The sequence below is a fragment of the Verrucomicrobiia bacterium genome (genome assembly GCA_019634635.1).
Classification (GTDB): Bacteria; Verrucomicrobiota; Verrucomicrobiia; order Limisphaerales; family UBA9464; genus UBA9464.
In genome coordinates this window covers 25,320-49,871 of record JAHCBB010000005.1, presented here as the reverse complement: position 1 = coordinate 49,871, position 24,552 = coordinate 25,320, and the positions used below count along the sequence as shown (strand labels likewise).

At 65.0% G+C, this 24,552-nt stretch carries 15 protein-coding genes; 8 read left to right on the top strand and 7 right to left on the bottom strand.

Translation table 11 applies throughout. The features are described from left to right. Window positions 1–20 precede the first annotated feature (20 nt). Window positions 21–1,301, bottom strand: coding sequence for a hypothetical protein (locus tag KF791_04905; protein MBX3731917.1), 1,281 nt, complete (start codon window positions 1,299–1,301; stop codon window positions 21–23). Window positions 1,302–1,461: 160 nt separating this feature from the next. Here KF791_04905 and KF791_04900 point away from each other — a divergent pair, with 160 nt between their 5' ends. From KF791_04900 to KF791_04890, 3 genes are all read left to right on the top strand, one after another. After that, on the top strand, window positions 1,462–2,829 hold the full coding sequence (locus KF791_04900; GenBank protein ID MBX3731916.1) for a sulfatase-like hydrolase/transferase: 1,368 nt from the start codon (window positions 1,462–1,464) through the stop codon (window positions 2,827–2,829). A gap of 684 nt (window positions 2,830–3,513) precedes the next feature. Further along, window positions 3,514–3,993, top strand: a complete 480-nt coding sequence (gene ispF, locus KF791_04895; protein MBX3731915.1) for a 2-C-methyl-D-erythritol 2,4-cyclodiphosphate synthase — start codon at window positions 3,514–3,516, stop codon at window positions 3,991–3,993. Window positions 3,994–4,016: 23 nt separating this feature from the next. Further along, window positions 4,017–4,301 carry a hypothetical protein gene (locus tag KF791_04890; GenBank protein ID MBX3731914.1) on the top strand — a complete coding sequence of 95 codons (285 nt, stop codon included), beginning with the start codon at window positions 4,017–4,019 and terminating at the stop codon, window positions 4,299–4,301. 22 nt (window positions 4,302–4,323) lie between these two features. Here the strand turns inward: KF791_04890 and KF791_04885 are convergent, their stop codons facing one another. Next, on the bottom strand, window positions 4,324–5,505 hold the full coding sequence (locus KF791_04885; protein ID MBX3731913.1) for a PAS domain-containing protein: 1,182 nt from the start codon (window positions 5,503–5,505) through the stop codon (window positions 4,324–4,326). Between the two features lie 25 nt (window positions 5,506–5,530). Then, a complete protein-coding gene (locus tag KF791_04880; protein ID MBX3731912.1) occupies window positions 5,531–6,211 on the bottom strand; it encodes a response regulator transcription factor in 681 nt (226 codons plus the stop codon). A 244-nt stretch (window positions 6,212–6,455) separates the two neighbouring features. Here KF791_04880 and KF791_04875 point away from each other — a divergent pair, with 244 nt between their 5' ends. Beyond that, complete coding sequence (locus KF791_04875) at window positions 6,456–7,610, top strand: iron-containing alcohol dehydrogenase (GenBank protein MBX3731911.1); 1,155 nt, start codon at window positions 6,456–6,458, stop codon at window positions 7,608–7,610. A gap of 28 nt (window positions 7,611–7,638) precedes the next feature. Here the strand turns inward: KF791_04875 and KF791_04870 are convergent, their stop codons facing one another. Continuing rightward, a complete protein-coding gene (locus KF791_04870) occupies window positions 7,639–12,894 on the bottom strand; it encodes a S8 family serine peptidase (protein MBX3731910.1) in 5,256 nt (1,751 codons plus the stop codon). A 110-nt stretch (window positions 12,895–13,004) separates the two neighbouring features. Between KF791_04870 and KF791_04865 the strand changes: the two genes are divergently transcribed. Both KF791_04865 and hpt read left to right on the top strand, forming a co-directional pair. Further along, on the top strand, window positions 13,005–13,391 hold the full coding sequence (locus tag KF791_04865) for a dUTPase (protein ID MBX3731909.1): 387 nt from the start codon (window positions 13,005–13,007) through the stop codon (window positions 13,389–13,391). Next, on the top strand, window positions 13,354–14,007 hold the full coding sequence (hpt, locus tag KF791_04860) for a hypoxanthine phosphoribosyltransferase (GenBank protein MBX3731908.1): 654 nt from the start codon (window positions 13,354–13,356) through the stop codon (window positions 14,005–14,007). The genes KF791_04865 and hpt overlap by 38 nt, the downstream gene beginning before the upstream one ends. A gap of 52 nt (window positions 14,008–14,059) precedes the next feature. Here the strand turns inward: hpt and KF791_04855 are convergent, their stop codons facing one another. Together KF791_04855 and KF791_04850 are read right to left on the bottom strand one after the other, a co-directional pair. Next, window positions 14,060–15,025: a 6-bladed beta-propeller gene (locus KF791_04855; protein ID MBX3731907.1), complete on the bottom strand. Its 966-nt coding sequence runs from the start codon at window positions 15,023–15,025 to the stop codon at window positions 14,060–14,062. A gap of 102 nt (window positions 15,026–15,127) precedes the next feature. Beyond that, window positions 15,128–21,676, bottom strand: a complete 6,549-nt coding sequence (locus KF791_04850; GenBank protein ID MBX3731906.1) for a PQQ-binding-like beta-propeller repeat protein — start codon at window positions 21,674–21,676, stop codon at window positions 15,128–15,130. Between the two features lie 475 nt (window positions 21,677–22,151). Between KF791_04850 and KF791_04845 the strand changes: the two genes are divergently transcribed. Then, a complete protein-coding gene (locus KF791_04845; GenBank protein ID MBX3731905.1) occupies window positions 22,152–22,499 on the top strand; it encodes a hypothetical protein in 348 nt (115 codons plus the stop codon). After that, window positions 22,499–22,846: a DUF4276 family protein gene (locus KF791_04840; protein MBX3731904.1), complete on the top strand. Its 348-nt coding sequence runs from the start codon at window positions 22,499–22,501 to the stop codon at window positions 22,844–22,846. Before KF791_04845 ends, KF791_04840 begins: the two co-directional genes overlap by 1 nt. On the opposite strand, the gene KF791_04835 is transcribed toward KF791_04840, so the two are convergent. Further along, window positions 22,818–24,359 (bottom strand): RtcB family protein, encoded by a 1,542-nt coding sequence (locus KF791_04835; protein MBX3731903.1) that lies wholly within the window; start codon window positions 24,357–24,359, stop codon window positions 22,818–22,820. The two genes, KF791_04840 and KF791_04835, sit on opposite strands and share 29 nt — an antisense overlap. Window positions 24,360–24,552: the final 193 nt, after the last annotated feature.

The window sequence follows — 24,552 nt, the reverse complement described above, 5'->3', positions numbered from 1 at the left end:
GACCGCGTCCGATTCGCGGATCACCGGGCTGCAGGACGCCAGGTGAGGGCGGCGGCGATCAGGAGGAGGAGCAGGCTGTAGGCCCCGAGCACCTGCGTCAGCAGCCGATACGCCGCCACCGGTTCGAGGGTGAGCAGGTGGGAGCGAATTCCGGTCAAGGTTCCGAGGTAGGCCGCGACGATGGCGATCAGCCACCCAACGATCCAGAAACGTCCGCGGGCCAGCTGATTGGCCACCAGGACGTTTGCGAGCGCGAATGCGACCATGGCTGAAGTGTGCCAGGGAACCACCGGAGCGGCGGCCAGCGCCGCGGGATTCGTGAAGTAGACGATTCTCAAGGGAAGCTGCGGGAACACGCTCACGAAGGCCACCGCAAGCGTCCCAAGCAGGAGGGTCCCCAGGAACGCCAGGGTGAGGGCATCGGTTGGCAGGCGCCCGGCGACGCTGCGGGCGATCTTGGGGAACATGACCACGGCCAGTTGCCCGGTGAACTGCACGAGGGCGAACCCGATCATGGCCGCAGGAATGTACCCCTCACCCATGCGGAAATGACTCGCAAGCGGCCCGGGAATTGTCGCCTGCAGGTACGGGACATCCACATTGGCCAGAATCAGCAGCGCGCCGGCGCCTGCCGTGAAGGGCAGTGCGTTCCCCAGCCACCGCCGCCAGTCCACCGGGGCGCCGGGATGGCACCACACGTCGCGGGTCCGCCACGCGCCCAGGGCCGTGGTCAGCAGCATGCCGAGCAGGACGGCAACCAGCGCTCCGGCCGCCCCGCAATGCAGCAGGTGGAGGGCGGCGAGGATCAGCAGCAGGCGCAGCAGCCCGTCGAGGATCGCCAGCCAGCCGAGGGTTGCGAAATCCTGACGCCCCTGAAGCAATCCCCGCAGGACCGGCAGGAGGAGCCCCATCAGACCGACGCCCAGGGTGGGCCACAGCACCCGGCTGTCCCCCAAACGCCACAGTGCGGTGAGTGCGTCGCGTCCGATCACCGCGGCCAGCAACAGGGCGGCCCAGAAGATCACGATGCCCCCGAGGACGGCTCGTGTCGTGGTCGCCAACCGGGCGCGGGCCTCCGGGGTGATGGCGATGGCTGATTGCTGGGCAAAGGTCACCTGGAGGCCCGCGCTGGGTATGCCCAGCAGGAGGAACAGCCGCAACATGGTGCCGAAGACCTCGTATTCCGCCGCACGGCCGCGGCCGAACACCGGGTGGACGGCGGTCAAGAACACGCCGCCCAACACCGTGGCCACACCCAGCCATGCACTCTGCCGGAAAAAGCCGGCCCGGGAATCGCTCATCACGCGCCCCGGGAATACCGGAGGCCACGCCGCCGCGCCAGAAGGCATCCCCGTCTCCGGGTCCCCCGGGACCCGACGCCAAATCCGAGCCGGCCGTCGGCGGTCCGCAAAATCCGGGGCTCGACTTGAGGGTGGCCTGAAGGGCAGGAAGGCGGTCGTCATGCGAAGTCTGCTTGTGCTCACCCTCTGCTTCCTGGGTGCCGTCCCGGGTGGCCGTTCGCAGGAAAACCCAGGGCCCGACGCGCCCCGCCGTCCCAATGTCGTCCTCATCTTTACCGACGACCACGGGGTCGGCGATGTGTCCGTCTACGGGGCTTCGGACCTGCGCACGCCCCATCTCGATCGTTTGGCGTCGGAGGGAATGCGGTTCACCACCATGCGGGCAAACGCCACGGTCTGTTCGCCTTCGCGGGCGGCGCTCCTCACGGGCCGGTTTCCGGACCGGGTGGGCGTACCCGGGGTGATCCGGACGGACCCCGCGGATTCCTGGGGTCATCTGGATCCCACCGTGCCCACCCTGGCAGACGAACTGCGCCGTGCCGGATATCACACGGCGCTGGTGGGGAAATGGCATCTCGGCCTCGACGCGCCCAACACCCCCAACGAACGCGGCTTCGACTTCTTTCACGGTTTCCTGGGCGATATGATGGACAGCTACACCAACCACCTGCGGCACGGTCGGAACTACCTCCGTCGCGACACCGAGGTCATTTCTCCGTCAGGCCATGCGACCGAACTGTTCACGGAATGGGCCATCAATCATCTCCAGTCCCGTGCCACCCGTCCGGAGCACCCCTTCTTTCTGTTGCTGGCCTACAATGCGCCTCATTTCCCCATCGAACCCCCGACCTCATGGCTCGACAGGGTGCGGACGCGGGAGCCCGGGCTGGAGGAGCGACGGGCGCGGAACGTCGCCTTTGTCGAGCACCTTGACGACGCGATTGGACGCGTGCTTCGGGCCCTCAAAGACACCGGCCTGGAGGCGGATACCCTGGTCGTTTTCACCGCCGATAACGGCGGGTCCCTGCCGCATGGCCAGAGCAACCACCCGTGGCGCGACGGCAAGCAGAGCCACTACGACGGCGGGCTGCGGGTGCCGTTCATCGCGCGCTGGCCGGGTGTGATCGCCCCGGGATCCCTGAGCGACCATGCCGGGCTGGTTTTCGACCTCTTTCCCACCTTCCTTGAACTGGCGGAAGTGCGCCCGGCCGAGGACCTCGATGCCGTGAGTCTCCTGCCCGTGTTCCGCGGCCGTCGGACCGCCGAACCGCGCGAGCTCTACTTTGTCCGGCGCGAGGGGGGGCCCACCTACGGTGGGAAGAGCTACGAGGCGATCGTTCGCGGTGATTGGAAGCTCTTGCAGAACGCCCCGTACCAGCCGCTGGAATTATACCACCTGAGGGACGACCCGCAGGAACGAACCAACCTGATCGCCACCCGACCGGAGGTGGTGCGGGAACTCGGCCCCGCCCTGCGCCGGCATATTCAACGCGGCGGCGCGACCCCCTGGCAGCAGCGCGCTCCCTGAAGCCGCTTCGAAGGCCGCGAATGGTCCGCGAGCCGCCGGCAGGAACCACATCCTGGCGTTCGAGTCGCTTTCCGTGGAATGGTGGTCCGATCGCCAGGTCAATTGACGGCAACGAAAGGACTCCTGGATTGGCGATCCAATCCGCGGTGCCGGCCGCGCTGGAGCCGCCTTCGTGCAAATTCGCCATCAATCGGTGAGATTCTGACCATGAATCAGCACTACATTCAGGATTCCGTCCGCCGTGCCATGGCCGACACCCCGGTGGTACTGCTGAACGGCGCGCGTCAGACCGGCAAGATCACCTTGGCGCAGGCCGTGGCTGCCGGCATGGAGATCCTCCCGCTCTACCCATTCTCAGCGGGTGAACCGGCGGGGGGGCCGAAGGGTTCCTGCCCTGGCTCTTTGCGGGCACCGTCGTCGGATCGAAACCACCGTCGGCGAACGGCACCATCGCGCCGTTCGGCGACCAGCTATGGCTCGTGCCGTTGCCTGCACTGTGGGCGCTGTGAACACGCGATTTGTCTGAAGTTCCGGTGGTCCGGGCTTGGATGGGCCCCGTTCCAATGAGGTCCGGGCGAAGGCCCGGCGGTTTCCGGGGAGGAGGCCCTCCGTCGCTTTGTGCCCCGGGGCGTGAAGTCCTCTCTTCCGCGTTTCCATTCCGGAGCCTTCCAGTACGCTGGCGGCATGGTGCACGTCGGGATTGGTTATGATGTCCATCCGCTGGTGGAGGGACGTCGCCTGGTGCTGGGCGGGGTGGAAATCCCCCATGCACGCGGGCTGCTCGGTCACTCCGATGCCGACGTCCTCATGCACGCGATCACCGACGCCATCCTTGGGGCGATCGGTGAGGTGGACATCGGCCACCTGTTCCCCGACACCGACCCCTCCTGGAAGGATGCCCCCAGCCGGCTGTTCCTCGAAGAGGCGGCGCGGCGCGTGCAGGCCCGCGGCGGAAGGATCGTCAATGTGGACGCCTCCCTCGCCGCGGAGCGTCCAAAGATTTTTCCCCACCTGGAGCCGATGAAGCGCAATGTCGCTGAAGCACTCGGCCTGGACGTGCGACGGATCGGCGTGAAGGCGACGACCAATGAACGCCTCGGGTTTGTCGGGCGTGAAGAGGGCATCGCCGCCATGGCCGTGGCTGCCGTGGACCTCCCCGAATAGGCTCCACGGCTGCACGCGTTCCCATGGGTGCCAAATCCGAAATCGGTTGGACGACCCCGGGCGAGGACGGCGTCAAGCGGCATGTCTTCGCCAGCAAGGTGGGCCGGGAGTGGCGGTTTTATCAGCGTCCACGCCGCAAGGGACGCGATGTGGAGTGGGAGGAACTGCCGCATCCGCCCCTCGCGGACTGGCTGGAGCTTCTCGACGCCCTGGAACGAAGGACCGCCCGGGACCTGCATCCCCCGGAGCATGTGAAACAGTTGCGGCAGTCCATCCGCGACCGCTTCCCGGAGCATCGCTTCCCTTGAGGCGTGTGCGGGCCCCGGTCGTTCATCCCGCCGTCGGCAGGGTGTAGTAGAAGGTGGCCCCGCGGCCTGGCGCACTCTCCGCTCGGACTTCTCCGCCGTGGCTCTGGATGATGTGCTTCACGATGCTCAGCCCCAGGCCGGTTCCGCCCTGTTCCCGCGACCGGGCGCGATCCACCCGGTAAAAGCGTTCGAAGACCCGCTCGATGGACTCGGCGGGAATTCCCGGGCCGTCGTCCGCGACCCACCCCTCAATCCGGCCGGCGTCCACCTGGCGTCCCCCGAGCCGGACCTGCCCTCCCGGTCGCCCGTACTTGATGGCATTATCGGCCAGGTTGAAGAGCACCTGCTGCAGGCGGTCTCCATCTGCACGCACCGAAAGGCCTTCCGGCACCTCGTTGCGCATTTGAATGTTCCGGTCCGTCGCCCGCGCTGCGAGATCGCGGGTGACGGCGTCCACCTGGTCCCGCAGATCCAGGGTCTGCTGGTTCAACGCCACCGAGCCGGACTCCAGCTGCGAAATCGCCAGCAGGTCGTCTATCAGGAACGTGAGCCGGTCCGCATGCTTCTCGATGGTCTGCAGGAAGCGGGTCGCCACGGCCGGATCATCCTTCGCCCCGTCGAGCAGCGTCTCCACATAGCCCTTAATGAGGGACAACGGCGTCCGCAGCTCATGGCTGACGTTGGCGACGAACTCCTTTCGAACGCTCTCGAGCTGCTTGATCCGGGTGAGGTCGTGGAAGACCAGGATGGTGCCGGCGTGGGTGCGGTCGGGATCGCGCACGCTGGCCGCGTTGACCTGAAGCACCCGGCCGTTGTTGCCGGGAAGCTGCAGTTCAAATCCGGTGACCCGTTCCTCGCGGACGGCGCGCTCGGCGAGGTCCTGCAGTTCATGCAGCCGCAGGGCCTCGATGAGCGTGAGTCCCCTGACCTCACGGGGCAGCTGGAAGAGCTGGCCCAGGGTGGGGTTGACGAACTGGACGCGCCCCTCGTTGTCGAGGATCAGCAGGCCTTCGACCATGCTGTTGAATACCGCCTGCTGACGGGTCTGTTCCTCGGCGAGTTCCGATTCTCGGGCGCGACGGCGTTCGTCGAGCTCGCGCTGGAGGCCGGAGAGAGCCCGCCGGTCCGCTGCCGACCGCCGCCAGAACCACCAGGCCGCGATCGCGCAGCCCGCCAGACCGAGCCACGGAATCAGGGAGGCCATCCGGATCGAACCAACCGGTTCCCGGTCAGTTTTCGATGAAGCGGTAACCGACCCCGCGAACCGTGTCGAGATACCGGCACGCCGCCCCAAGCTTTTCCCGGAGCCGGCGCATGTGGGTGTCCACCGTCCGGGTATCAATGATGTTGTCGTATTCCCAGACGTCGCGCAGGAGCTGTTCCCGCGACTGCACCCGTCCACGACGCAGGGCCAGCACGGTCAGCAGCTTGAATTCGGTGGCCGTGAGATCAATCCGCCTGCGGGCCACCGTCACCAGATGCCGGGGCACGTCAATGAAGAGGTCACCCACGGAGAACTGGTCGGGCTTTTCGTCGCCGACGTTCCGGCGGCGGAGCAGATTCTTTACCCGGAGGACGAGCTCCCGCGGGCTGAAGGGCTTCGTGACGTAGTCGTCGGCGCCGAGTTCCAACCCGAGGACCCGGTCAATCTCGGCCGCCTTCGCCGTGAGCATGATGATCGGGATGCCTGCCGTTGCGGGATCGCGCCGGAGCATCTTGCATACCTCCAGGCCGTCCACCTCCGGCAGCATCAGATCCAGGAGGAGGAGGTCCGGCACGTGCTGACGCGCCTTCTTCAGGGCATCGCCACCGTCGTCGGCCGTCACCACCTCATAGCCCGCGGCCTTGAGGTTGAAGCTCACCAGCTCCAGCGCATCCGGCTCGTCGTCCACCACCAGAATCTTCGACATTCTGCGTGTCGTCCTAGGCATGGCGGAAGGCTACGCAACGGCGGCCCGGTTACAAGACGGTGACATCGGCCGTGCTGTGCGCCGGAACCGGGGGGCCAGGGTCGCCTTCAATCCTGAGGTGGATCAAGCAACAGGCTCCCCGGAGGGGACGGGGGCTGGCGGCAGCGTGTCGCTCCCACGCCGTCGGGCGCACGGTTTCCACTCCCACGCCGCGGCCGACCCGATACGCTCCGCGCCCACGGACATGGAAACCACCTCGTTCTCGTTCCCCACCCCCACGCGGTTCGGCCCCGGTGTGCTGGGGGAACTGCCCGCCCAACTGGCCCGCCTGGGCGTCTCCCGCCCGCTCGTCGTCACCGACCCAGGCCTGGCCGCCACCGAGGCCTTCCAGTCCCTGGTCACTGCGCTCGGGGCCGGGGAACGGGACCGATCCTGGTTTGTCTTTGCCGGGGTCCATCCGAATCCAATTGAGGACGACGTCCGCCAGCCCGCGGCACTGTTCCTGGAGCACGGGTGCGACGGGGTCATCGCCATCGGGGGGGGCAGCGCCCTCGATGCCGGCAAGGCGGCGCGACTCCTGGCACGTCGTCCGGGGTTTGACCTGACGCGGTTCTACGAGGAGCCCGACTGGTCCGGACTGGCACCCTTCGTCGCCATTCCCACGACGGCGGGGACCGGCAGCGAGGTGGGACGCAGTTCGGTCATCACCCTCGCCGCCACGCGACGCAAGGCCGTCCTCTTCCATCCGGAACTCCTCGCGCGGCTCGTATTGTTGGACCCGGAGCTGACCACCGGCCTGCCGCCGAAGCTGACCGCCGCCACCGGCGCCGATGCCCTCACCCATTGCATCGAAAGCTTCACCTGCCCCGCCTTTCATCCGATGTGCGACGGCATCGCGCTGGAAGGCATCCGGCTCATTGTGGACGCACTCCCGCGGGCGATGCGGGACGGGCGGGACCTCGACGCCCGGGGGCGGATGCTGGTGGCTGCGGCGATGGGGGCGGTCGCCTTTCAAAAGGACCTGGGCGCCACCCACTCGCTGGCGCACCCATTGTCCAGTCTCTGCGGGCTGCATCACGGACTTGCCAACGCCCTCTGCCTCGTCGCGGTCATGAACTTCAATGCGCAACGGCGTCCGGGCCTGTACCGCCGGGTCGGACTTGCCTGCGGCCTCGACGTGGTGCGCTGTGCCGATGGTGAAGCCGACTGCGAAACCATCGGGTTTGTGGACCGCTTCCTCGCAGAACTCGGATTGCGGTCCCGGCTGCGGGAGCATGGCGTGCGTGAAGACCAGCTCGATGCGCTGACGGCCCAGGCGTGGGAGGATCCGTGTCACCGGACCAATGCGGTGCCGGTCACCGCCGCCGACCTCCGGGCCCTGTACGCGTCGCTGCTGTAGTGTCGCGCGCGGACCGGTCGCGCGATGATCAGGGCGTGACGAGCACGCGGAAGAAATAGCTGAGCCGCGGGTCCAGGGCGGGCAGCGACACCGATGCCGGCTCGCCGGTGCCCCGGATGGGGAGGCCGATCGTGGACCATTCGTCCGGACGCGTTCCGGCTTCCAGGACATACTGGCGCCCGGCCTTGGTCGGCCAGGCAAAGCGCAACGTCCCGTTGGACTGGATTTCCGGGGAGCCCAGCCGGAAAACATCCGCAACATCCCGCGGATTGGTGCCGGCCAGCCATTCGACGCGGTCACTCGTGCCGTCGCCGTCCGAATCGTCTTCTCCCGTAAACCCCGGCGCCACCACGCCGAAGTGTGTCCACTCCCACAGATCGCTGATCCCGTTGTTGTTCGCATCGGGAAACGTGTAATGACCGCTGAACGTCAGTGGCGCCCCGGAGCCCAGGTCTCCCGACCGGGGCGCCGGCGTCTCGTAATGGAGCACCGGATCCCAGGTGATCTGGTAATTGCCCGGCGGCAGGTTGGTGCTGAAGGCAAGACCGGCTCCCGTGACGGATGCCGGTCCCACCAGATGGAACACGGCCTGGGAGATGTTGTTCGTCACGGTCACCCGCGTTTCGGGGACCACGTTCAGGGTCACCGACACGTCGTCCAGCATCCACCCCAGACGTGGGCCGGGAGTGAACGCAAACATCTGATAGTTGAAGCGCACGCGGATCACCTTCCCGAGGTACCGCGACAGGTCCACCTCGACCTCCTCCCATCCGAGGGAGAACTCGTCACCCACGGCGTACAGCGCAGTCCAGGTGCCGCCGTCGTTGTCGGTGACCGCCACCTGGGCCGCCTCCAGCACAAAGTCGCCGAAGGGGTCGTCCTCCGTGCCGCCGCTCACGGAGAAGTCATAATACTGCCAGAAGCGCAGCGTGGCCCGGTTGCCACCGATCAGGCTGATCGCCGGGGAGATGAGGTCCGAACTGGCCAGGTCCACATTGGCCCCGCGCAGATTGGTGGCCCAGATGCGCGTGCCGGTGTGGGCCAGCACCCCCTGAACGTTCCGGGGTTCGCCGAACTGCCAGCCGCTCAGGTTGAACCCGTCGCCGCCGATCGGGTCATCGTCCTCATCCGGAAAGCCCAACCCCAGTCCCAGGTCGTCATTGATCACGATCCAGCCGGGCTGGAGCACGTCGAAGGGGTCGGTCCAGGGCGCTGCGAGCGGACGGAGGGTGTGGACGGTGTAGAACTGACCCGCCGTGCCGTCGGTGGTCACGTTGCCGGCGGCGTCGCGGCTCACCACCTGGAAGTAGTAGGTGCGATCCGGCAACAGGCCCGACAGTCGGACTTCATGCTGCAGCGACAGCTCGGCATTGTAGGCGCTGCGGGTCAGGAAGGAGACGTCCCCCCCCGATTCCCCGTAGCGCACAAGCGCGTCGGTCGGCTTGTCCGTGAGCCAGGAAACGTAGGCCTCATTGTACGCGGGCTCGGTCTCCACCCCGTCAATCACCGCGGGCACCGTGTCCACCGACGCCCGCGAAAGAGCCAGCGCATTCGCCGCGTCGGTATAGGAGGCTTCCAGCACATCGCCGTGGCGGGCGTCCAGCCGGTCGGGCCCCGGCGTTGCCCCCGGCTCCTGAAGGGTCAACCGCCCCCGGAACACCCCGCGTCGCACGCCCTCCGCCAGCTCCAGCGTCAGGCGGGAGGCCCCATTGGATACCGTCGCATTCACGATCCCGGCTCCGGCCCGATCACTGTCAATCACCTCGACCACGACGCTGGACGGCACGGTGTAGGCGCCCTGGTCGAAGGCCACCGCACCGCCCGGCGACAATTCCGGGGACAGGAACCGCAATGCATTGGCGAGCAGCGTCGGCCGATTGTTGGGAGCGGGGGCATCCAACGGCACGGCTTCAAACGGGAACGCGTAGAAGACCACCCGGCCGAGGGTGCTGTCCTGCCCGGTCCTCGGATACCGCAGCCCCACAACGCGCTGGTCCTCCTGCAGGAACACCGGGGCGGCATCGGGAAGCGGATTGATGTGATCCGTCACATCCGTCCAGCCATCCAGGCCGTTGAGCGCAAACAGCAGGTCCACCAGGAAGCCGCCGGGAAACGCGGCGTAGTCCAGGACGGTGCGGAGGCCGGCACCTGCGATGTCCCCGGGCACGGACTCAATCGCCACCGCCCCCCGGTCCACCTGGAAGCCCTCCACATGCAGCACCTCCCGGATGAACTCCTGATCATTCACCTCCTGCAGGCGGGTCAGCAGATCGTGCGAAACCACGAACAGCGAGCCGCCGGATGCGAGGTAGGTGCGCACCGCAGCGGTCATGCCCGGGACGGGGCCCGTGCCCTCCTCCGGACGCCAGATGACCACCCGGTAGGGGCGCAGTTCCTCCGCTGTGGGGCCTCGATTCTCGACGCTGGTGTCCCAGACTTCGTAGTCCACATGCAGGGCGTCCAGAGCGCTGGTCCAGTAGTCCATGCCCGGGTAGGGGGATTCGGCGAGCAGGTCAAAGAGGGTTTCCGGCGAGTACACCAGCAGCGCTGCCGACGGCTCGGGGGCAACGAAGCGCAGGAAGACGCCGCCATTGTTGTTCGTGGTCGTGTTGCCGGCCCGGTCGGTGGCGGCGACGTAGAAGAAGTTGGTGGTCCCGGGTTCCAACGGGGGCAGGTTGACCCGCGGCCTCAGGCGAAACGCGGGATCCGACACCATATTCGTCACCGCATTAATGGTGCCGAACCAGACACGGGAACTGGCGGGCTCGCTGTTGTTCCACTGGATGCGGACGCGTCCGAACTCCCGTACCGCCGTCACATCGGAGATCACCGGCGGACGGGCATCCACCTGCGCCACGGCCCTGCGGTCGCCCGGCGGGCTGGCATCGCGGTACACGGCGATCAACTGATCCCCATCGGCGACGGAGATCCTCGGATCATTTCCTGCAGGCGGGTCAGGGGTGAGATCCACGGTGCCCAGGAAGTTGCCCCCGGTGCCGACGCGGTTGAGTTGCACGCTCTGGCCCGCCGGCTCGGTGGTGCTCGTGACGGTGACCTGCACGGACGATTCGTCGGCGAGATCCCGGTCCACCAGGCGCAGTGTGGCGGTGGCGGGGGCCCGGTAGGCCTCGCGATCCCAGGAGATCACCCCCTCGCCCGGACCGGGAAGCTGCCCCGAGATCACCAGCACGAAATCCTGCTCGGGCTCCCCGGTGGTTCGGCGGCGGATGTCCTGGACAACGTTGTGAGCCCGCACGCGGATGATCCACTCGCCCGCCGGGGGCTCGGAGAGATGCACCGCCTCGACATTGTTGAGACGGTCCGCCGCAAAGGTGTTGGCCACGCTTTCACCGTCGGCAAACGCATTGCCGCGATACAGATCCCCATTCGGAGCCTCGACCTCCAGATCAAGGTCATTGACCAGCGCGGGGATGGCCGCGGGCAGGGCCGGCACATCGGTGTAGACCAGGGTCACCTTGAACAGGTCACCGGATCCCACCACCACACGCCGCTCGAACACCTGATCGGTGACCAGTCCTGCATCCTGCTCGATGAACTCGAAGCGCCGGTCGGAATCAATGAGCGTCACCAGATCCATGCGCCCCCATCCCTCGTCGTGGTTGGGCACCGGATCGGTGTCCCCCACCACGATGCCGCCCCCGCCATCATCCGGATCGCCCCCGAAGAATCCGCCACCGTCGGGAATCACCGCCGTGCCCATGTCCTCGGCGGAATTGATCAGCATCGCCTTGACCAAGGCCGGAGACGGGCGCACGCCGCGAGTCGCCTCGTACCAGTGGATCGCGACCGCGGCGCCGCCCGAAACATGGGGGCCGGACTGCGAGGTCCCCCCCTGGTACAGGTAGTACTCGCTGATCGGACCCCAGGCATTGTTGTCGTTTGCGAATAGCGAACGCAGGGATGCGATCCAGGTTCCCGGGGCAACGAGGTCGGGCTTGATCCGCCCGTCCGCGGTCGGGCCGCGGGAGGAGAAATCTGCCATGACCTCCTGCCCTTCGCCGTACAGGGGGAACTCGAATCGGTTGTTTTGTGTCGCCCCGGTCGCGATCACGTTCTTGGCGAGGGCTGGAGACAGGATCGTCTGCCGTGCCGGTCCTGAATTGCCGGCGCTGAATTCCAGCACGTATTGCTGGTCACCGGGGAAGTCCGGGTCGGCGTCCCGCACCAGCGCATCAAACTCCGCCGCCGTCAGGTCGTACTGGCCGCCGGAGTAATCGCCCCAGGAGTTCGAGCCGACGTACGCGCCCACCGAAACGGCGTCCTGCACCATCCGGGTGAAGCTGGGCGGTGGACGGTAGTTGCCCGCACCGTCAAAGATCCGCTGCCCCACCAGCCGGGCCCCCGGCGCCACTCCCAGGCCATACAAGTAGCCGTCGTCGTCCACCTCCCCGGTCGCCCCGTTGCCCAGGACAATCCCGGCGCAATGCGTGCCATGGCTGTGCTCGTCGGAGGCATCCAGCAGGTTGTCGTACGAAAACAGGGCCACCAGCCGTCCGTCGAGGTCCGGGTGGAGCACCTCGGGATCCCCGGAATCAATGCCCGAATCCGCCACCGCCACCACGACGTCCCGCCCGTCGAAGCCCAATCGGTGCACGTGGGCCAGGCCGCCCGGGGTGCGGACATCGCCCGCGACCACCTCCGTGGACACCGCATCCACCAGTTGCATGCGGGGTGCCGGCTCGATCCAAAGGACGGCCGAGGACTGGGCCAGCACGCGCAACTGGGCGAGGTTCAGCGAACCCTCGTAGGTCATTCCCATGCCCAGCACCGCCCGCCGGCGCGCCCCCTGCAGGTGGCGAAAGACCAGCGCCAGGTCCTCACCGCCCAGGCCCGCCCGGGTCAGCAGGCGGACCGGCAGCCTCCCAACCACCTGCGCCCCAAAAAGGTCCGCGAGGCGCGGATCCATCTTGTGTCGCGGTTCATACGGACCCACCCACCGGATCGCGGGGTCCGCGCGCAGCGACGAAACACGGACCTGCTCCAGCAACGCGACAAAGGCATCGTCGGGAACGTAATGCAGAAGTTCGACGCCGCGACCTTGCAGATCCCGCCGGGCCGCCTCGTCGGGAACCCGCTGGAACTGGATCAGGTAGAGGCCCCGGACCGGCTCCTCGTCGGGTGCCGGAACCGTTGCCCGCGCCGCCACCGGACGCGGCGGGGTGGGGATGAGCTCGGTCCGCAACCGGATGTAGCGCATGTCCTGCGCCGCCAGCGTCAGGCCAAAACACAGCGCCAACGCCACCCGTTGGAACCTTCGGAACACCCATCCACACTAGCGAGAGTCGTGCCGGTCGCCAAACTGCGAGCCCCAATTGCGGACCCTCCAGGTTCCGGGTTGAGCCGCGGACGGCCACGGTCCAGAATGTTCGTGACATGAACGCGCCCCCCCCGGACCAGCTCCGCGAATTGTTTCGAATGCAACGGGCGCTCAACGAGCGGATTGGCGTCTTCACCGATCAGATGGACGAAGCGGCCCGGACCCAGTGGATTCTCAACTACACCCGGGCGATGACGCAGGAGCTGGCCGAACTCACCGACAGTGTTCCGTGGAAATGGTGGGCGAAGTACCAGAAGTTCGACGAACAGAACGCCCGGGTGGAGGTCGTGGACCTGCTGCACTTCCTCATTTCCCTGGCACAGGTGCTTGGAATGAGTGCGGACGATGTCTTCGCGGCGTACGTGAAGAAGAACGAGGTCAACCTGCGCCGCCAGGAGACCGGCTATGCCGCCAAGGATCACGCCGACTCGCGGCATATCTGAACGGGTCGCCTCGGGGCGCGGCGCCCGGGTGCCCTTGGTAACCGGCACCGGCGGTGCGCCACCTGAGGCGCTGCGACGGGAGCTCCGCAGCGTGCTGATCCCGGCCTCCAGAATCCGGAGCCGCGTGGGCGAACTCGGGCGCCGGATCTCTGCCGACTACGCGGGGCGCGAGCTGGTCGTGGTCGGGCTGATGAACGGCACGGTGGTGTTTCTCTCCGACCTGATCCGGCAAATCCGGCTGCCCCTGAGTCTCGAATTCCTGCGCGCCACCAGCTACCGGGATTCCACGCGGCCGGGCCTGCTGACGATCACCCGAACCCCGCCGGTGGAACTGGGCGGAAGGCATGTGCTGGTGGTGGACGACATCCTCGACACCGGGCGGACTCTCGACACGGTCCTCCGGCGTCTGCGCCGTCTCGGCCCTGCGAGCCTGCGCACCTGTGTGCTGCTGGACAAACCGGAGCGTCGGGAGCGGCCGGCGATCGCCGACTATGTTGGATTCCGGATTCCCGATGTGTTTGTCGTGGGCTACGGCCTCGATCTGGCCGGGAGGCACCGCAATCTCCCCTACGTCGCCATCGCCATTCCACCTTCCGGATCGGGAGGGCGGGTCTGATCCGGCGACCACCGGGTCTGGCCGGATCCGGTGTGGGGCTCGGGAGGCGGCCTTACGGCACGAGGACAAACTTGTGCAGATGGCCGAACTGGCTCCACTCCGTCACGATGAGGTTGCCGTCGCGGTCTATCGAGGCGCCGTGCGGCGAGTTGCTGATGCCGTCCCGCCATTGGTCTGGCGGCAGGCCGAAATTGGCGCGCTGCAACTCATCGGGATTGTCGCCAACCTGGGCGACGATGGCTCCGGTCTTGTCCAGCACCGTCACGCGTCCCTGCAGTTCAGGCACCACCGCAAGGTCGCCGCGGATGTGCACGGCGGCGGGCATTCTGAGGTCTTTCTGGAGGACCTTGACGAAGTTGCCATCGAGGTCCCAGTGCTCGACGCGGTTGTTGTTGCGATTGCAGACGAACAGCAGCGGCCGGCCCGTGCGCGTATCGAGGGCGATGCCGTGGCAGGTGTTGAATTGGCCCTCCGCGGCGCCCGCACCCCCGAACGCCTTGACGAACTTTCGATCCGGGTCGAACCGGAGCACATGGTTGGACCCGTACCCGTCGGCGACGAAGATCGAACCATCGGGGGCCACGGTGACGGCGCATGGATTGAAACCCTTCTCGTCCGTGTAAAGCCCCGACTCCGCCGGGAACGGAATGGACCATTCCTTGCTGCCATCCATCCGCAGCTTGACGACCTCGTGATCGCCCGGACGCGCACCATAGATGAATTCGACGCCGTTCTCCTCGCGCACTTCCAGTCCGTGGATGCGCATCGGCCCGATGGTCTTGAGGAATTTCCCTGCCGGCGTGAAGACCACGATCCCGCGCGGGGTGTCCGTGGTGACGTAGAGGTTGCCGGCCTTGTCCTCCACCACGCCGCCGTGAGTGGGGCCGAGCAACTTGCCGCCGGGATTCTCCTCAAAGAATCCGGGTACGACGGAGAACTTCAGTTCTGCGGCGGACGTCGCGGTGGCCGTGAGGACGAGGGCCGACAGGCCCAGCAGGATGGAGGCGGTGCGATTCATGGAAGGAGGCGTGTCTGGGACCGATCCGAGCAGTTCCACGCCGGTTCCGCAATCGCGCCGGGGGCCGTTCTACGTTGGTCTGCGCGGTGCGTCGCGGCCGGTTCAATCGCCGCGGACCCGCCAATAGCGGGCCTCCGGACCGGGCGCCGCGTTGATCAACAACTCCACCGGGGTGTCCATGCCCAACCCAAGCAGGCGCTGCAGCTCCTCCCAGGCTCCCAACACCGTCGCCTCCTCGACAACGACGGGCTTCAACAGCCCCGCCCGGATCTCCAGAACGATCCGCCCATCCGCGCGCGGCGCCTGAATGCCCAGCACGATCCATTCCGGCACGACAATCCGGAAGGCCCCCCGCACGCTCAATGCACCGTCCAACAGGAGGACCGTCACCTCATTGGTCGAAGGCGCCGCGACCAGAGGCGGGGTCCAGCGCAGTAGTCCCTCCCGCTCCACGGTCAATCCGGTCGGCCCCGACACCAGGGCGAAGGTCAGCGGTTGCGGCGGCAGATCAGCATCCCGGCCCGTCAGCAGCCATTCGAACGGCTCGCCGGCCGCCGCCACCTGATCTGGCACCGGATCCAGCACCGGGGGCTCATTCACCTCCCGCACCGTGATCACGATCCGCTGGTCCGCCGACTGCGGTGGGTCGCCGTCGTCGGTCACCCGCACTTCCGCAATGACCGTCCCCGGTCCGTCGGCCTCGCCCGTCTGCCAGCGAAGCTCCCCCGACGGCGTCACCGTCATGCCCTCAGGACCGCTGACCAGGGAAAACACCAGCGCCTGCAGTGGCAGGTCGGGATCGCCTGCCGTGAGCGTGAGGCTCACCAGCGCTCCCTCGTCCACCTCGATCGCAGGAACCGGTGCCATCGCCGGGGGCTGGTTCACCTCCCGAACCGTGATCCGGAAGCGTCCCACCGTCGTCAGCGGCGGCATGCCGTCGTCCGTCACCGCCACATCCACCACCACCTCCGACGGCCCGTCCGCCTCGCCGGGGGTCCAGGTCAGGATTCCACCCGGGCCCACGGTCAGCCCCGCAGGTCCGGCCGCCAGGGAGAACGTCAGTGCCTGCCGCGGGAGATCCGGATCCGAGGCGCCCAGCACCAGGATCAGCGGACTGCCTTCGTCCATCGCAAAATCGTCCACCGGATCCAGGAGCGGCGGCCGGTTGACCTCGCGCACCGTGATCTGAAAGGTGTTGGTTGCTGACAGCGGGGGTCCGCCGTCGTCGTCAACCGCGACGGTCACGGACACTTCCGACGGTCCGTCCGCCTCCCCAGGGGTCCAATGCAGCGTACCTTCCGAACTCACCAGCAGGCCGTCCGGACCGCTCACCAGCCGGAAGGTCAACGCCTGAGGCGGCAAATCCGGGTCGTCCGCTTCCAGATTCCACTCCAACGGCGTCTCCTCATCCACGGCAAGGTCGGGCATCGCGGACCAAACGGGCGGCTGGTTGACCTCCTTGACCACGATCTGATACGCGGCGATGACGGTCACCGGCGGCACCCCATCGTCCCGAACCCGGACCTCCACCACATTGGTGGAGGGCCCCTGTGCCTCCGCCGGGGTCCAGGTCAACACGCCCTCTGCGTTGACTGACGCGCCCGCGGGACCCCGCAACACCTCAAAATCCAGCACCTGCGGTGGCAGGTCCGGATCATTGGCATCGAGCGCCAGCGTCAGGGTTTCCCCCTCCGCCACCTCGTGCCGGGTGATGACGCTCAACCGCAGGTTGTCCAAATGAACGTTCCCCACCGAGTTGGCCGTCCGGCCCGCCAGCACAAAACGGCCGGGACCCGGCACAAAACCCGTCTCCACGTCTTCCAATACAGGAACCCCCTTCCACCAGGCCGAGAAGCGCCCCTCCGCGTTCAGCTCCAGCACCAGCGGCTGCCACGACAGCGTCGCCCACGCGGCCGGCCAGAGCGGATTGCCGCCTCCTGCCCAGTACGCTGCGTCGCGCGGACCGGTCTGCAGGCTGGTGGCGTCCGCCGGTTCCCCGTTCCGGGTCGGGATTGCCACCTTCACCACCGTGACGTTATCCACCCGCACAATCAGTCCCTCCACATCGTCGGTGTCCCCGTCGGCTCCCGGGTAGGTGTTGCCCGCCCAGGTATCAAAGGACACCGCAAGACCCGTCCGCGTGCCGGTCTCAGCGCAGCATCCCCCGGCGTAACCCGGCTGATCCCACGGATCCATCAGCACCGGATCACCCTCCCGGGCGAAACTGAAGCTGATGCCGTCCGCCATGCGTTCCTCCGGGCCATTGCCCGCGCGCACGTCACACGACATCCGGAACCCGGCGATCACCGCTTCGGTGTGCGGCACCGGGGGCAACACCAGGGCGGTGTACTCATTGGTCCGCGAATAGGTGAGACCGAGGAACCCGCCCGGGTTCCCGCCGATGACCACCCAGGCGGCATTGTTGGTGCCAACCACTGTGGCGACGCCGACGGGATCCGACCCGAAGTCCATCACCAGACGCGACGACACCGTCGGCGCCCGGTTGACTTCGCGGACGACGACCCCGAACGACACCGTCGCCGAGGCCGGCGGATCCCCATCGTCAGTCACCCGCAGCACCACTTCGTTCGTGGACGGCCCCAGCGCCTCGGTAGGCGTCCAAATCAGTGCTTGTGCCGGCGTCAGCACCATCCCATCCGGACCCGACACCAGCTCCAGCGAGAGCGTCTGTTGCGGAAGGTCGGGATCCGAGACACGGATGCCGATGCCCAGCGTCGCGCCCTCATTCAGTTCGAACCGATCGAACGGCGCAACCGGACCCCGTTCGGGATACTCGATCAGGTAAGGCTGACGGGTTGCGCCCGGCGCATCGTTCCACCCTCCAGCTGCAAGGATATCGAGATGGTTTTCGACGAACCCGAGGTAGTTGTTTGGCTCGGAAGGTGCCCACGCTTCAAAAGACCAAGGCTCTCCGGTGATCCAAATCCATCCGCCCCTTGGCTCGGGTCCCTCCGCGAGTTGATATCCTCCGATCCAGGTCGATCGCCCATAGGCCTGCCAGACGGATTTGCCAGCCTCCCACTCGGCCGCGCTGGCAAACGTCGCCAGATGCCCGCCCCGCGCCTCCGCATCCGTCTTCGCCTGCTCCCAAGTAAGCGCTCCTTCCACCAACTCAAACCGCGCCGCGTCGGCGAGCAACGTCCACCCGTCAAACACCGGGGCGAACCCCTCCGACAGGACGACGACCTTGAACGCCGTGGTGGCCGAGAGTGGCGGCACGCCGTTGTCAGTGACCCGAACGACGACCTCGTTGGTCGGTTGGCCCGGTCCGCCGGATGGATTCCACTCGATCACGCCGGTCGGCGACACCGTCAGACCCGTCGGTCCAACGACCACGTCAAACGCCAGTTCTTGCGCCGGCAGGTCGGAATCCGAGGCCTGCAACTGGACAGAAAGCAGCCCTCCATGCGGGACGAAGGCATCCGGAACCGGCCCCAGCACCGGAGCGGAGTTCACTTCAAGAACAGTCACTTCGAAGGACTGCTCTGCGGAGCGTCCGTCACCATCGAACACGCGAACTCGCACTGGATATGCGCCGGGTCCCTGTGATTCCTCGGGGCGCCAGTACAGAACTCTTTCCGCTGTGAGGTACATCCCGGGCGGACCTTCCGAGAGCACCAAGCCCACGGTTTCCAACACATCCGTGGAATGCCCTGGTTGCATGGGAATCTCCAACAGACTCAGCTCGTCAACGGTCCGGTCACCGATCGGTGCCAACGACGGACCCGGCGAAAGCTCGCTGAAGGTTGCCGTCACCCGTCGGTCGGCGCTCATCGCAAGAGACAGTGGATTCTCCGTACCCGCCGCATCCGCAGACCACCCGGAAAACGTCCATCCCGCCCACGGCAAAGCCTCTAGCCGGACGCTCTCGGAGGGGTCGAAGCCCATCCGGGCCGGTGTCGAATCCACAACGCCCCCGCCAACGGTCTCAACCATCAGCGCATTTCGTCCGGCCTCCAACGGGACGAAGAAGCCCGTGATGGATGGACTGGGATTGGTCACGGTGAGCACCCAACCGATCTTCGATTGTCCGGACCATTGGGCATCCCAAAGTCCGAGGTAGTTCCCCGTCTCCGGGCGCGGAGTCACATGCACGCGTGTCCCGTAGCGATACCATTCGGACTGGGGTTCCAAGGCCACATGCCCGGCACCCACGCTGTTTGCCGTCACCTGGGTCCCAAAGCGCGCCACCAATGTCATCGGCCGGGTCACCGTGAACGAGATCGTTGGCTCCGCGCTGACCACATCCCCAATCCATCCCAGGAAGGTCCACCCCGGAAGCGGCTCTGCTGTCAGGGTCGCCGGTGATCCTTCGGGATAGATTCCTGATCCAAAAACGGAGCCACCTCCAGAATGCACTGTCACAAGGTGCTCTGGAATTTCGCGAAATATTGCCCGCACACTCTGCGAGGAGTTCATCAGCAGTCTGCCGATCGGGTCTGTTCCTTCAAGATCGCCGGCCCATCGATCAAACCGCCACCCTGCTCCCGGGATTGCACGAACAAATACCGTCTCGCCACGTTCGTAGTACTCAATTGAAGATCCTGCAGCATTCCTCGGTGGTGTCGTGTAAACTACTCCGTTTCCCTCAACAGATGAAAATACCGAAAATGGTCTGGGAATCCGTTCAAATATCGCACGAATCGTGCGACCACGATCAATTCTAATTACTTCTGATTGGTTAGTGCTTCCAGCTAAATCACCTTCCCATCGAACAAATCGCGAGAATCTATCAGCGATTGCATCAACTCGAACTTCATCTCCGGAAGAATAATCTGATGAGTCTGGCGTTCTCAAAATACGCCGGTAGAAGCTCTCATTCTGAACGATTCCATCAACTTCGAGATGACATTCCAATTTCAACCGTTCAGGCAACGGATTCCGTGAGACAATAAGTCTTGTAGGTCCGGATCTTGCAACTTCCCCAGAGTTTAAATCAAGGGCGAGTAGACTCACCACCACATCATTAGTTAGTATCGACGGAACTTGATACTCCGGAGATTCGAAGGAAGGGTCGGATCCGTCCAATGTGTAAAATATGCGCCCATCCTGGAATCCGGAAATCAATTCTATGCGAGCTCCAACTTGAAATTCACTATCCTCAATTACTGAAACTTGATTCACAAGAATTGCAGGCGTCGCGTTCGGCACCACATCAACATAATAACTGCATTTTGTGCTGCCGAATGGGTTTTCCATTTCAACGGAATAGCTCCCGCGGTGCTTCACCTCGACACTATTGATTTCCAGAACTCGATTTGTCTCTCCATAAAGCTGGATGTCATTAAAATACCATTGCTGCGACAACAGGCCAGGGCCGTATGCATTGCTGTCAAGTGTTAAATGATCTCCAACAATATAGCGCGACCGGCTAGATATGATATTGCATGAGGGTGGAAATCGTCCATCGACTTGGCTTCCGGAATTTCGCGAATTTTGTCGAACTAGTGGCCACGGTGAATTCGCTGGACCTTGACTTGAGGTGCGCAGGCACAAAACAGAAGTAGACGTACCTACCAAGAGATCACCGCCAAGCCCGAGCATTGGCGATGACGGCCGTAGTTCCGGAAGCCGATACTCCCACAATACTGCTCCCGTTCTCGATGAGCACGCAATGACACTACAGAGCGATCCAAAATGTCCAGCGCTTATCTCCGAGGTGATATAGAGTGTATCGTTGTCTCCCAACGCCATTCGCTTGCGTTCACCCGGAATAAAGGCCTCCCAAAGTAATCTACCGGAAGCCAACTCAGCGGAATACACGGAGTACATTCCCGAAAAATAGACAGCAGCATTTCCTAGAATTGGATTTACAGAAGTGTCGTCGTCCAAGTAAACCCCGCTTGTGGGACTCCTTGAAAACTGTGACGGTTCAAACTGTGATACAACAATAAAAATGCCATGTTGCGTCGATTCTAATTCTCGGTCCCCCATTTGAAATCTGAATCCATAATTAACACCGCTCTCAATAGTCTGCTTGGCTCCATAAATTGCACCGTCACCGCCGAGTGAGAATGCGGATCCAACGCGGCCGACTCCCCCAAGAATGCTGTAGTAATGATTTGGAAAATCATCTATGGGATTCCTGATGGTATTCCCGTCAAATATTAGAGTTCCATTTGCATCTATAGCCAAATCCTGAGGTCCCATTTCAACAAGTGGGTACTCAATCGTTGGATCGATGGGGGTTCCAGATCCCGGTTCGATTCTGGAGACAGACGACTTAATTGTCGTCGTGTAAAAATCCGATTGTGGGAATAACTTGCAATTTGTCACCTGAGCAGAGGCAAGTGCGATTGTCTGATCAGGTGAAATCGCAAATTTTAGAAGATACACTTGATCGGTTCGTCGGTAGCAATCATCTGCGATTGCATAGCCATCCCTAGATAAACTTAATGCATTACGTTTCCATAGAATTTGGCCGGTCACCGGATTAACAGCCATCAAATTGGTTGACCCCATGCAATAGACGGCTTGACTCGAATCAAGCGCGACACCTCGAACATTGGTGATTGGCACCCTCCACTTCGCACCACCCGTCTCCGGGTCCAGTGCGACAAGTTCTTCGGCGCCCCCGGCGTAGATGGTCCCGTCGGGTCCGATCGCCGGTGTGGCGACGGGGCCCTTCAAGGGAACCTGCCAACGTAGGGTCCCGGGCGGACCGGCTGCCTCAATACGGGGCAGAAGCAGTAGGAGCCACAAGGCAAGCACTGAACGGACGGTGCTGAGGCCGGCCGTCGAAATCGGAGCAGAACCCGACCGTTCGACCGCTCCTCGGGACGTGGAGAGGGAATGGGGCGGCTGGGAGATGTGCGGACAGGGGTTCATGGGGACTGGATGGTCTTGCGGAAGCTTCGGTGCCCTCTCGCGAAGGCTGCTTTCGAGGGTCGGACTTCCGCAGACCGGGGCTCGCGATGGAGTGTTGGGAGTTCTGGGAACGTCCATCGGTGTTCGTTGCATGGTGCGGATGCTGAGGTCAAGACACGAATCCGTTTCGTCGCGGTTTGATGCACGTCGGAGCACATCGTTGGACGCAGCCGCCTGCCAACGCACCGGCGGCAAGTTCCACGTTGTTCTGCGCGGAGCGTCGTGGAGATGACATGAGTTGTTGGCGGATAGAGGAGCGATTGCTACACCGACCCGCCAAGAACATGAAGAAGATCAAAAAACGAATCACGCAGGAACGACACCCGGAACCAAGCCCGTCGGGAGCAAGCGTTACCGGGAGATCAAGCTGGGGCTGGACGTCCACGTCGAGACGATCGTGGTGGTGGGCATCCTGGAGAACAGCAGCCCGCAGCCGGCGCAGAAGTTCACGCCGGAGAAGTTTGTGGCTTGGGTCAAAAACCAGATGGATCTGGCCGAGGAAGTGCATAGTTGTTACGAGGCGGGGCCATTTGGCTACGTGCTACACCGCCAGTTGGTGGCCTGGGGGATCCGCGTCCGTACCTGATGCTTCATGAATATGAAGCCATGGTCTTCACCGAGCCCGAGGCGATCTGCAGCGTGCTCAATGCCCCGGCGTTGAGACCGGTATTCGACGGTATCCGAAACCGGTTCCCAAACCCCGAGGACATCAACGATGGTCCGAACACTGCCCCGTCGAAACGCCTCCTGACTGCCCATCCCGCCTACCGCAAGCGTCAGCATGGCGTCGAAATTCTTCGAAGCATCGGACTGGAACAGATCCGGAGGACGTGTCCGCATTTTCATCAATGGCTTGGAGTTCTTGAGACCCAAAACGCTTCAGCCCCTGGATTCCTTCTTTGGTTCATTCGAAACGGATCCCATCGGCAATGACGTCCTGATCGTTGCGCCGCGCCGCACGGTGTGCGGCGCGCTTCTCCCGGCGGGCGCGGACCCAGTGGGGTTCCGGCGCTTCGCCCGCCATAATGCAGCCCAGGGGCTGGACTTCCCCGACCACGGACGCCAGGCCGAACTGCGCGATCTGCGCCTTCACCCGGGTCGCGTCCTTGTAGCCGATGGGCGATTCGCTGAGGTCCGGCGTGCCGGAATACCAGCGGATGTCCAGGCCCTGCGTCTCGCGGGCGATGGCCTGGCGGACCCGGCCGGCGTCGAGTTCACCATCCGCATCCTGAAACTCCCGCAGCGTCGCGCGGCGCGAACGGTTGCGTCCGGCGCCGTGCGGACAAAACGAGAGGTACCGTTCGTTGTCGGTGCCCAGCACTAGCAGAATCTCGCGCGCCATGTTGAGCGGGATCCAGCCCATCCGGGGGCGTCCCTCGTCCGTCGCCCAGGCCGGCGTCGCGCCCTTGCCGTGGTAGAACGCATCGCCGCGCCGCCAGACGAAGTTGTGCTCGTTGCCGATCTGCACCAGGGCGCGCTGGCCGACGCGGCGCAAAAACGCGGCGTGGATCTGCGCGTGATTTTCGCGGGTCCAGCGGGAAATGTACCGGAGCGCGTCCCAGTAGTCCCGGCCCTCCGGCGAATCGTACGGCAGCCAGACCGCGGCGTCGGGGATGTCCCTGGCGTTCTCGTCGCACCATCGTCGCGCGGCGGCCTGGCCCCGGCGGTACACGTCGGCCCCCAGGCCGCGGGACCCGTGATGCGTGACCAGCACGTGGAACACCCCGTCGCGTCGCACGATCCAGTCGCTCAACTCGGTGTGCCCCGCCGCCGCCAGCGTGACACGTTGCGCTTCGGTGAACGCGATGCGTCCCAGGAAGGCAAAGTGATTGCCATCGCCCTGCGTGCCCAGGAAATCGCGGGCCCGGCCGTGCAGATCCTTGAGGAACGGGTTGTCCCAGACCGGCTCCTCGAGCACCGGGGAGGTCCACTGCTCCCCGCGCGGACGCCCCCCCGCCCCGAAGTGCGTCGTCTTTGCGAGCTGGTCCATCAGCTCACCGACCGGATGGTTTGCCGGGAAGCAGGTGGCGAGCAGGGAGCAGCAGATGTCGGCCGAATGCGCTCCGGGAAGGATGGCGTTCTCGACCTCGATGCCGCCCCCGACCGGAATGGAGGCGCGCGCGAATCCGGTCGGGCAGGCGTCGGGCATCAACACGCCGCGCCGCACCACGGGCACATGGAGCAGTTCATGCATGCGGGCGCGCACGGCGGCGAGATTCTGTGCTTCTTCATCGGTCGCCGCCTCGATGGCCTCCGCCAGGGAGGCCGGCTCCTGACGGGGCTGGATCAGGGCGGGCTGTTTCGGGAACTCCTGCTCCAGTTGGACCAGCATGGGGGCGCGCGCCATGCCGCCCGCCTCGAGCGCGCGCGCCCGTCGCAGGGCGGCACCCAGCCGCCGCCCCTCAAGCCAGCCAGCGGCCACAAGATCGCGCGCCTTGATCTCCATGGGACGGGCAGCATGGAGGATCACCAATTCACGTGAAGGCAATATCAAGGGGAACCGATTCGGGAGGGCGCGGCGTGTCGCCCGCCCCATGCCACTGAACAGTCCGCGCCCACCCTCGTTTCATCCCACCCAAACCGCTCGTCGCATCCGATGCGTTGCAGGGCGCCCGTCATGTCCACATGCGGACGGGTGG